Raw genomic sequence first — 6868 nt, forward strand, 5'->3', positions numbered from 1 at the left:
TGTGACTCCTTAAGCCGTTTTCAGAGAACCAACCGGACGGGCTGGTTCAACCGGGGGATAATACGGTTCGTTATGGCGCGCTTTATTACGCAGCCCTTCCGGCACTTCATACAGCGGGCCGAGGTGTTGATACTGCTGCGCCATATCAAGATATTTCGCGCTGCCCTGTGTATCCAGCCAGCGGAATGCGCCGCCGTGGAACGGAGGGAAGCCCAGGCCGTAGACCAGCGCCATATCGGCTTCTGCCGGGCTTGCGATAATGCCTTCTTCCAGACAGCGAACCACTTCGTTAATCATCGGGATCATCATACGGGCGATTATCTCGTCGTCGCTGAAGTCGCGTTTCGGCTGACTGACGCTTGCCAGCAGGTCATCCACCGCGGCATCTTCTTCTTTCTTCGGCTTGCCTTTGCTGTCTTCTTTATAGCGCCAGAAGCCCAGACCGTTTTTTTGCCCGAAACGGTTAGCATCAAACAGAGCGTCGATCGCATCGCGATACTCTTTCTGCATCCGTTGCGGGAAGCCTGCCGCCATTACCGCCTGCGCGTGATGCGCGGTATCAATGCCGACAACATCCAGCAGATAGGCCGGGCCCATCGGCCAGCCGAACTGTTTTTCCATCACTTTATCGACCTTGCGGAAATCCGCGCCGTCGCGCAGCAGTTGACTGAAACCGGCGAAATAGGGGAACAGCACGCGGTTAACAAAGAAGCCGGGGCAGTCGTTGACTACAATCGGCGTCTTGCCCATTTTGCTTGCCCAGGCGACGACTTTGGCAATGGTTTCATCTGAGCTTTTCTCGCCGCGAATGATCTCAACCAACGGCATGCGGTGCACCGGGTTAAAGAAGTGCATGCCACAGAAGTTTTCCGGGCGTTTGAGCACGCTGGCCAGTTCGTTGATTGGAATGGTTGAGGTATTCGAAGCCAGTACGGTGTCCGGACGTACCTTATCTTCGGTTTCCGCCAGTACCGCTTTTTTCACTTTCGGATTTTCGACCACCGCTTCGACAACAACATCTACGCGATCGAAACCGGCATAATCGAGAGTCGGGTGGATGGTCGAAATGACGCCCGCCAGCTTCAGACCGTCGATCTTGCCGCGTTCCAGCTGTTTGTTCAGCAGCTTGGCCGCTTCGGTCATGCCGAGGTTCAACGATTTATCGTTGATATCTTTCATGATGACCGGTACGCCTTTCCAGGCCGACTGGTAAGCGATACCGCCGCCCATAATGCCCGCGCCCAGTACGGCTGCCTGTTTCGGCGTCTCAATATCTTTGGTCAGCTTTTTGGCTTTACCTTTTACATATTGATCGTTGAGGAAGATACCGACCAGCGCACGAGCCTCATTGGTATGTGCCAGCGGAACAAAGCTTTTATTTTCCAGATTCAACGCTTCTTCACGACCAAAACGCGCGGCGGCTTCAATGGTTTTCACTGCGGTCATCGGCGCCGGATAATGTTTACCCGCCGTTTGTGCGACCATGCCTTTAGCGATGGTAAAGCTCATCGCTGCTTCAATCTTACTGAGTTTCAACGGCTCCAGTTTCGGCTGGCGTTTAGCTCTCCAGTCGAGATCGCCGGTAATGGCCTGGCGTAACACCGCTATCGCGCCTTCAATTAACTTCTCTTGTTTGACCACGCCGTCCACAAGGCCGATTTTCAGCGCGTGCTCTGCACCGACATCTTTACCTGCCGCGATGATCTCCAGCGCGCTGTCTGCGCCCAGCATACGCGGCAGACGAACGGAGCCGCCGAAACCCGGCATGATGCCCAGTTTAGTTTCCGGCAGACCGATACGGAGGTCTGGCGTCGCCAGACGGTAATCGGTGGCCAGTACGCATTCGCACCCGCCGCCCAGCGCATAGCCGTTTACGGCGGCAAGGGTCGGTACGGGTAAATCTTCCAGACGGTTAAAGACGCTATTAGCGAAATGCAGCCATTGGCTTAACTGCTCTTCGGGGACGAGGAACAGTGAAAGAAATTCGGTGATGTCCGCGCCGACAATAAAGGCCGCTTTATTCGAGCGCAGCAGCAGCCCTTTTAAATCGTGTTGCTTTTCCAGCACCTCAAGCGCCTGGCCGAGGCTGGCGACGGTTGCGGTGTCGAGTTTATTGACCGAGCCTGGAGCATCGAACACCAGTTCGGCGATGCCATCTTCCAGCCAGTCGAGGTACAGGGTGTCGCCTTTATAAAGCATGTCAGTCTCCTGAATCCACAAGGTGATCTGGTCGTACCAGATGAAGCGAAGTGTGTATTTTGTGTTAATAAAATGCAAATAAATGATTAAAGAAATGCCGATGTGATCACGCTCGGCAGAGATCACGCTCTCGTGGGGCGATGTGCTAAGATGCGGGAACTTGAGGTCAAAAAAACAGAAGGGTAAAAAATGGAATCACTGGCCGCGCTCTATAAAAATCATATTGTTACCTTACAAGAACGGACGCGCGATGTTCTGGCGCGCTTTAAGCTGGATGCGTTACTTATTCATTCCGGCGAGCTTTTCAACGTCTTTCTCGACGATCACCCTTATCCGTTTAAGGTCAATCCGCAGTTTAAAGCGTGGGTGCCGGTAACTCAGGTTCCAAATTGCTGGCTGTTGGTCGATGGCGTCAACAAACCCAAATTGTGGTTTTATCTGCCAGTCGATTACTGGCATAACGTTGAACCGCTGCCAACATCCTTCTGGACGGAAGAAGTCGAGGTCGTCGCCTTGCCGAAAGCGGATGGCATCGGCAGCCAGCTGCCTGCCGCGCGTGGCAATATCGGCTATATCGGCCCGGTTCCTGAGCGCGCGCTACAATTGGATATCGCTGCCAGCAACATCAACCCGAAAGGTGTTATCGACTATCTGCATTACTACCGCGCCTATAAAACGGATTATGAACTGGCCTGTATGCGAGAAGCGCAGAAAATGGCGGTGAGCGGTCATCGGGCGGCGGAAGAGGCCTTCCGTTCCGGCATGAGCGAGTTTGACATCAACCTGGCGTACCTGACCGCCACGGGACATCGCGATACCGATGTTCCATACAGCAACATTGTGGCGCTGAACGAACATGCCGCCGTGCTGCATTACACGAAACTGGATCATCAGGCACCGTCTGAAATGCGCAGTTTCCTGCTGGATGCGGGCGCGGAATACAACGGCTACGCGGCGGATCTGACGCGAACCTGGTCGGCGAAAAGCGATAACGACTACGCCCACCTGGTGAAAGATGTTAACGATGAACAGTTGGCGCTGATCGCTACCATGAAGGCGGGCGTCAGCTATGTGGATTATCATATTCAGTTCCATCAGCGCATCGCGAAGCTGCTGCGTAAACATCAAATCATTACCGACATGAGTGAAGAGGCGATGGTGGAAAATGATCTCACCGGGCCGTTTATGCCGCACGGTATTGGTCATCCGTTGGGTCTGCAGGTACACGATGTGGCCGGGTTTATGCAGGATGATTCCGGTACGCATCTCGCCGCGCCGTCCAAATACCCGTATCTGCGCTGCACGCGTGTGTTACAGCCGCGAATGGTGTTGACTATCGAACCGGGGATTTACTTCATCGAATCGCTGTTAGCGCCGTGGCGCGAAGGCCCGTTCAGCAAGCACTTCAACTGGCAGAAAATTGAAGCGCTCAAGCCTTTCGGCGGTATTCGCATTGAAGATAACGTGGTCATCCACGAAAACGGCGTGGAAAACATGACGCGGGATTTAAAACTGGCGTAATGGACAGTTGGTTAATCCCTGCAGCGCCGGTCACCGTTGTTGAAGAGATCAAAAAAAGCCGCTTTATTACGCTATTGGCGCATACCGATGGCGTAGACGCGGCGAAAGCGTTTGTTGAGTCAGTCAGAGCTGAGCACCCTGATGCGCGCCACCATTGTGTGGCGTGGGTGGCGGGTGCGCCGGACGACTCACAGCAACTGGGCTTTTCAGACGACGGCGAACCGGCGGGAACGGCAGGCAAGCCGATGCTTGCGCAATTGATGGGCAGCGGCGTCGGAGAGATTACTGCCGTCGTCGTGCGCTACTATGGTGGTATTCTGCTGGGTACGGGCGGGCTGGTAAAAGCCTATGGCGGCGGTGTGAATCAGGCATTACGTCAGCTTGCCACACAACGCAAGACGCCATTAACCGAATATACTTTGCAGTGTGAGTACGGTCAGTTGGCCGGAATCGAAGCATTATTAGGACAGTTTGCCGGGAAGATCGTTTCCAGCGATTATCAGGCGTCTGTTCGGCTCAGGGTGGCGCTTCCTTTTGCTCATGTGAATGTATTTTCCACAAAACTGGCGGATTTTAGCCGTGGTTCATTGCAATTGTTAGCGATTGAAGAATAATCCCCACCTCATTTTTAAGAATAAAGGAAGCGGCAGAGATGCATTTTCGCGCCATTACCCGAATCGTTGGACTACTGGTTATCTTATTTTCGGGGACAATGATTCTCCCGGGACTGGTAGCGCTAATATATCGTGATGGCGCAGGAAGAGCGTTCACGCAGACCTTTTTTGTCGCGCTGGCGATCGGTTCCATACTGTGGTGGCCGAACCGTAGGGAAAAGGGCGAGCTGAAATCCCGCGAAGGATTTCTTATCGTGGTGCTGTTCTGGACCGTGCTGGGCAGCGTGGGTGCGCTGCCGTTTATTTTCTCGGAAAGCCCAAACCTCACCATTACCGATGCTTTTTTTGAATCGTTCTCCGGGTTAACCACCACGGGCGCCACTACTCTGGTGGGGCTGGATTCATTACCGCACGCCATTCTCTTTTATCGTCAGATGCTGCAATGGTTTGGCGGTATGGGGATCATTGTGCTGGCGGTGGCGATTCTCCCTATCCTCGGCGTCGGGGGGATGCAGCTCTATCGGGCGGAAATGCCGGGGCCGCTCAAAGATAACAAAATGCGCCCGCGTATTGCCGAGACGGCGAAAACGCTGTGGCTTATCTATGTCTTGCTAACGGTAGCCTGCGCGCTGGCGCTATGGTTTGCAGGGATGCCCGCGTTTGACGCTATCGGACACAGCTTCTCCACTATCGCTATCGGCGGCTTCTCAACGCATGACGCCAGCGTAGGCTATTTTGATAGTCCCACTATTAATACCATCATCGCTATTTTCCTGCTGATCTCCGGTTGTAACTATGGCCTGCATTTCTCTTTATTAAGCGGACGTAGCCTGAAAGTATACTGGCGCGATCCGGAATTCCGCATGTTCATCGGCGTACAGTTGACGCTGGTGGTGATCTGCACGCTGGTACTGTGGTTCCATAATATCTACGACTCGGCGCTGACAACGCTAAATCAGGCGTTCTTCCAGGTTGTGTCGATGGCGACAACGGCAGGGTTTACCACGGACAGCATTGCGCGCTGGCCGCTGTTTTTGCCCGTCTTGCTGCTATGTTCCGCGTTTATTGGCGGTTGCGCCGGGTCAACGGGCGGGGGGTTAAAGGTCATCCGTATTCTGTTGTTGTTTAAACAGGGGAACCGCGAACTCAAACGTCTGGTGCATCCGAATGCCGTTTACAGTATTAAGCTGGGGAACCGGGCGCTGCCAGAACGTATTCTGGAAGCCGTCTGGGGATTCTTTTCTGCCTACGCGCTGGTATTTATCGTCAGTATGCTGGCCATTATCGCTACAGGCGTAGATGATTTCTCGGCTTTCGCCTCGGTAGTGGCTACGCTTAATAACCTGGGACCGGGGCTGGGGGTGGTTGCTGATAACTTCGCCAGTATGAATCCGGTTGCGAAATGGATACTCATCGCCAACATGCTATTTGGTCGTCTGGAAGTATTCACTTTGCTGGTACTTTTTACCCCGACTTTCTGGCGTGAATAATGGAGTAACACGTGAAAACATTGATTCTTTTCTCTACCCGGGACGGACAAACGCGCGAAATTGCCTCTTATCTGGCTTCTGAACTCAAAGAGATGGGGATCTGGGCCGATGTCGTTAATCTGCATCGCGCAGAAGAGCCGGACTGGGATAGCTATGATCGCGTAGTGATTGGCGCGTCTATTCGTTATGGTCATTACCACAGCGCCTTTCAGGAGTTTGTTAAGAAATATGCCACGCGGTTGAACGGAATGCCGAGCGCCTTTTATTCCGTTAACCTGGTGGCGCGTAAAGCTGAAAAACGGACGCCGCAGACTAACAGCTACGCGCGTAAGTTTTTAATGAGCTCTCCGTGGCGACCTGACTACTGTGCCGTCATTGCAGGCGCGCTTCGCTATCCACGCTATCGCTGGTATGACCGTCTGATGATCAAGCTTATTATGAAGATGTCGGGCGGCGAAACGGATACCAGTAAAGAAGTGGTGTACACCGACTGGGAGCAAGTTGCGCACTTTGCCCGTGAAATAGCCCATTTAACCAACAAATCGTCGGCAAAATAAACGCAAAGAATAAAAAGTGCGCACTCAGAAAATTATTTTAAATTTCCTCTTGTCAGGCAGAAATAACTCCCTATAATGCGCCACCACTGACACGGAACAACGGCACACAGGCCGCCGGGTCAGCGGGGTTCAGACCAGAACCTCACGGAGAAAAGCGAAAATAATCGCTTGACTCTGAAGCGGGAAAGCGTAATATGCACACCCCGCGCCGCTGAGAAAAAGCGAAGCGGCACTGCTCTTTAACAATTTATCAGACAATCTGTGTGGGCACTCGAAGATACGGATTCTTGACGTCGCAAGACGAAAAATGAATACCAAGTCTCAAGAGTGAACACGTAATTCATTACGAAGTTTAATTCATTGAGCATCAAACTTTTAAATTGAAGAGTTTGATCATGGCTCAGATTGAACGCTGGCGGCAGGCCTAACACATGCAAGTCGAACGGTAACAGGAAGCAGCTTGCTGCTTCGCTGACGAGTGGCGGAC

Annotated in this window: 5 protein-coding genes and 1 rRNA gene; 5 read left to right on the forward strand and 1 reads right to left on the reverse strand. The window is 53.0% G+C overall.

All coding sequences use genetic code 11. From position 1 onward, the window contains the following. Nucleotides 1-9: 9 nt before the first annotated feature. Entirely contained in the window at nucleotides 10-2199 is a 2190-nt protein-coding gene (fadB, locus tag ACH0VJ_RS21525; protein ID WP_000965997.1) for a fatty acid oxidation complex subunit alpha FadB, read from the reverse strand. A 189-nt stretch (nucleotides 2200-2388) separates the two neighbouring features. On the opposite strand from fadB, the gene pepQ reads away from it, so the two are divergent. From pepQ to ACH0VJ_RS21550, 5 genes are all read left to right on the forward strand, one after another. Next, on the forward strand, nucleotides 2389-3720 hold the full coding sequence (gene pepQ, locus ACH0VJ_RS21530) for a Xaa-Pro dipeptidase (protein WP_000444529.1): 1332 nt from the start codon (nucleotides 2389-2391) through the stop codon (nucleotides 3718-3720). Beyond that, nucleotides 3720-4334 carry an IMPACT family protein gene (locus ACH0VJ_RS21535; protein WP_000378898.1) on the forward strand — a complete coding sequence of 205 codons (615 nt, stop codon included), beginning with the start codon at nucleotides 3720-3722 and terminating at the stop codon, nucleotides 4332-4334. The genes pepQ and ACH0VJ_RS21535 overlap by 1 nt, the downstream gene beginning before the upstream one ends. A 38-nt stretch (nucleotides 4335-4372) precedes the next feature. Continuing rightward, a complete protein-coding gene (trkH, locus tag ACH0VJ_RS21540) occupies nucleotides 4373-5824 on the forward strand; it encodes a Trk system potassium transporter TrkH (protein WP_000545688.1) in 1452 nt (483 codons plus the stop codon). Nucleotides 5825-5835: 11 nt separating this feature from the next. Further along, nucleotides 5836-6381, forward strand: coding sequence for a menaquinone-dependent protoporphyrinogen IX dehydrogenase (gene hemG, locus ACH0VJ_RS21545; RefSeq protein WP_000853982.1), 546 nt, complete (start codon nucleotides 5836-5838; stop codon nucleotides 6379-6381). Nucleotides 6382-6758: 377 nt separating this feature from the next. Further along, nucleotides 6759-6868: ribosomal RNA gene (locus ACH0VJ_RS21550) — 16S ribosomal RNA — on the forward strand; the annotation flags it as partial.

The sequence above is a fragment of the Salmonella sp. 2020_1459 genome (genome assembly GCF_043847915.1).
Classification (GTDB): Bacteria; Pseudomonadota; Gammaproteobacteria; order Enterobacterales; family Enterobacteriaceae; genus Salmonella; species Salmonella enterica.

What these genes read in the sequence shown, in the direction of transcription:
- fadB (WP_000965997.1), bottom strand. Translation starts at nt 2,199, where the DNA reads ATGCTTTATAAAGGCGACACCCTGTACCTCGACTGGCTGGAAGATGGC.
- pepQ (WP_000444529.1), top strand. Translation starts at nt 2,389, where the DNA reads ATGGAATCACTGGCCGCGCTCTATAAAAATCATATTGTTACCTTACAA.
- ACH0VJ_RS21535 (WP_000378898.1), top strand. Translation starts at nt 3,720, where the DNA reads ATGGACAGTTGGTTAATCCCTGCAGCGCCGGTCACCGTTGTTGAAGAG.
- trkH (WP_000545688.1), top strand. Translation starts at nt 4,373, where the DNA reads ATGCATTTTCGCGCCATTACCCGAATCGTTGGACTACTGGTTATCTTA.